The 2,958-nt window shown below is 68.8% G+C and carries 4 protein-coding genes; 3 read left to right on the top strand and 1 reads right to left on the bottom strand.

Annotated elements, in window-relative coordinates; all coding sequences use genetic code 11:
* From ACLP25_RS29980 to ACLP25_RS29970, 3 genes are all read left to right on the top strand, one after another.
* The coding region (locus ACLP25_RS29980) for a pyridoxamine 5'-phosphate oxidase family protein (protein ID WP_442472740.1) at positions 1-452 on the top strand (452 nt) is incomplete at its 5' end.
* A gap of 72 nt (positions 453-524) precedes the next feature.
* Positions 525-1,382 (top strand): methylated-DNA--[protein]-cysteine S-methyltransferase, encoded by an 858-nt coding sequence (locus tag ACLP25_RS29975; protein ID WP_442472739.1) that lies wholly within the window; start codon positions 525-527, stop codon positions 1,380-1,382.
* Between the two features lie 24 nt (positions 1,383-1,406).
* Positions 1,407-1,556, top strand: a complete 150-nt coding sequence (locus tag ACLP25_RS29970) for a hypothetical protein (protein ID WP_442472738.1) — start codon at positions 1,407-1,409, stop codon at positions 1,554-1,556.
* A gap of 241 nt (positions 1,557-1,797) precedes the next feature.
* Here the strand turns inward: ACLP25_RS29970 and ACLP25_RS29965 are convergent.
* Positions 1,798-2,958, bottom strand: a 1,161-nt coding sequence (locus tag ACLP25_RS29965) for a hypothetical protein (protein WP_442472737.1), incomplete at its 5' end; no start/stop codon positions are given.

The following is a 2,958-nucleotide window of genomic DNA, read 5'->3' as shown; positions in this document are numbered from 1 at the left end:
CGCCGCGCGGAACCGACGCTTTTGCGGTCCTCGACGACCAGACCGTCGCCTATCTCGACCGCACAGGAAGCGGCAACGAGACGGCGGCGCATCTCAAAGCCGATGGGCGGCTGACGCTGATGTTCTGCGCCTTCGACGGGCCGCCGAACATCTTGCGCCTCTACGGCCGCGGCGAGATTCTTCGGCGCGGCGGCGAAGCCTATGCCGAGCTTCTCGCGAGCGCCTTCGGCGGCGTGGAGCCGGCGGGCGCGCGCCAGATCGTCCGCCTGCATGTCGACCGGGTTCAGACGTCGTGCGGCTATGGCGTGCCGCTGTTCGACTTTCGCGGCGAGCGGCCGTCGCTCGACAACTGGGCCCGCGCCAAGGGCGAAGACGGCCTTGCGGCCTACCGGCGCGAGAAGAACAGCATCAGCATCGACGGGCTGCCGACGGGGCTTCTCGACCCGCTGTGACAGGCGCCGTCGTTTTCGGGTGGCGTCGCGGGCGCGGGCGCGCGAGAGTCGCCGGAGAATTGGACAAATCCCATGTTGGACACGCCTTCGCTGCCCCCCGACTCCGCTGACTACCCGACCGTCCGGCGCGCCATCGAATTCCTCTCGACCCGCTGGCGCGACCAGCCGTCGGTCGAAGACGTCGCGGCTGAGGTCGGGCTGTCGCCCTCCCACTTTCAGCATGTGTTCAAGCGCTGGGCCGGCCTCACGCCCAAGGCCTTTCTGCAGGCGATCACCATCGAGCGCGCGCGCGAGCTTCTGCGCTCCTCGGCGAGCGTACTGGACGCGGCCTATGACGTCGGCCTCTCGGGCCCGAGCCGACTGCACGACCTGTTCGTCAGCCACGAAGCCCTGACGCCGGGCGACTACCGCCGCGACGACCTCGTGCTCCGCTACGGCTTCCACCCGTCGCCGTTCGGCGAGGCGATCGTGGTCGTCGCTCCGCGGGGCATGGCGGGCCTAGGCTTCGTCGACGACGGCGACCGGCCTTTAGCCCTCGCCGACATGATGCGGCGCTGGCCGCGGGCCGAGTTCGTCGCGGACGACGAAATGACGGCGCTGGCCGCGGCGCGCGCCTTCGATCCCGCTTTGTGGCGGCCGGACGCGCCGTTGCGCATCGTGATGATCGGCACCGACTTCGAGGTCCGAGTGTGGGAGACGCTGCTTCGCGTCCCGATGGGGCGGGCCACCACCTACTCGGACATCGCGGTGAAGCTCGGCAAGCCCCGCGCGGCGCGGGCGGTCGGGGCGGCGGTGGGGCGCAATCCGATCTCCTTCGTCGTCCCCTGTCATCGCGTTCTCGGGCGCTCCGGCGCGCTGACCGGCTACCATTGGGGCCTGGCGCGGAAGCAGGCGATCATCGGCTGGGAAGCGGGGCGGGTGGCGGGGTAGCGTCTCTTCGCCCCGCAGGGCGACATGAAGGGGCTGCAGTTCTGGCAGGGCGGCAGCGATTCCAAGGCTTTGGGCGCCAAAAACTGTCACTTTTTCACTTTGGATGCGGGAGCGGCGGCCGATGCTCGGGCACGTGGAATTGACGACCGCGACTTCGCGTTGCAGATCAAGTGAGAACATTCGTTCACAGCCGTCGCCTTGCCAACCCAGACCTTCGGAAATATCAAAGCACAGCCGGAGCGGCTTGGCAAGCGAATTGCGATTCTCAGAATTACGCTACCCCGCCGTCATCGCGAGGAGGCCGAAGGCCGACGCGGCGATCCAGGGGGAGGGTGGGCGCTCGACGTTCCCCTGGATCGCCACGCCGCTTCGCGGCTCGCGATGACGATGGGAGCCGCCAAAGGCGCCGTGCCCGTCACCCCCCTCCGCCATAGATGCGCCGCCATGCGGCCTCGGCGTCTTCGAGCTCCTCGCGCCGGCGGCCGTAGCCGCAGGACTCGATGAGCTTCCGCGCCTTGTCGAGATCGTGGCGCGGCGAGACCCAGGGATATTTTTCCGGCCGGCCGGCCATGAGCCCGAACAGCCGCGCGCGATGGAGATGGATGTCGGCGAGATGGAGCCGCATCGGCCCGCGCTCGGCGATCTCGAACGCCTCGTCGAGGTCCTCCCGCGCGCCGTCGAAGTCGCGGGTCGTGGCGCGGAAGAGGGCGCGGGTGAGGAGGCCGCGGGGGAGGTCGTCTTGCGATCCGGCGCGACGGAGGAAGTCCAACGCTTCTTTCACATGCTCGCCGGAAGGCGGCTCAGCGCGAAGGATCGCTTGGACCAGCGAGGCGCGAGCAAGCGTAAGATGATCGACCCCGATGTCGAGAAGCCAGTTCTGCGGCGTCACCCAAGCCAGCGTTCGCCGCGCCCGACCGGCGACGGCGTCGCAGGTGTCAAGCGCCGATTGGGGCGGCGCAGAACGGTCGTTTCCGATCACTGTCAGCAACTGCCAGGCGGCGCGCTCGGCGTCGCCGAGCAGCAGACCGCAATACTGGAACCCGCGCAGCGAATAAAGCGTTGGGTGCCCAGGATCTAGCCTGGCCTGCATTGCCTCGGCCTCGACGAAGTGCGCCTCGGCCTCGGGGCGTCGACCCGCCTGGTGCAGGACGTCCGCCTGGTTCGTGCGCATGACCATCCGCGTGGAGACGTCGCCGCTGCGGTCGGCGTATACGACGGCGGCCTCGCCGTCGCGGATCGCCGCGTCGACCTCGCCCAGCGTCAACTCCAGCTCGCTCAAATTGTTGGCGATTCTAGCTGCGCTCGCCCAGGCGGCTTGCTTGACGTGCATTTCGAGCCCCGCCCGCATCGGCTCCAGGGCCTCGGTCAGCCGCCCCAACGCGCGCAAACGGGTGGCGGCTTCGCTCAGCAGCCAAGCTTGATCGGCCGCCGTCAAGTTGGACGACATCCGCCGCCACGGCGCGTCGAAGAAACAGGCGACGGCGCCTAGGTCGGCGCCGAAGGCGCCGAGTTTGCTGATGCTGTAGAAGCCATCCCACCCCGTGCCACGCAGGATGCGGTCGCGATAGACATTCGC

The sequence above is a fragment of the Roseiarcus sp. genome (assembly GCF_052145395.1).
GTDB lineage: Bacteria > Pseudomonadota > Alphaproteobacteria > Rhizobiales > Beijerinckiaceae > Roseiarcus.
This window is presented reverse-complemented; position numbering and strand designations above follow the sequence as displayed.

Bases quoted from the DNA above. Each gene is read 5' to 3' on its own strand.
- ACLP25_RS29975 (WP_442472739.1), top strand. From the start codon at position 525: ATGTTGGACACGCCTTCGCTGCCCCCCGACTCCGCTGACTACCCGACC.
- ACLP25_RS29970 (WP_442472738.1), top strand. From the start codon at position 1,407: ATGAAGGGGCTGCAGTTCTGGCAGGGCGGCAGCGATTCCAAGGCTTTG.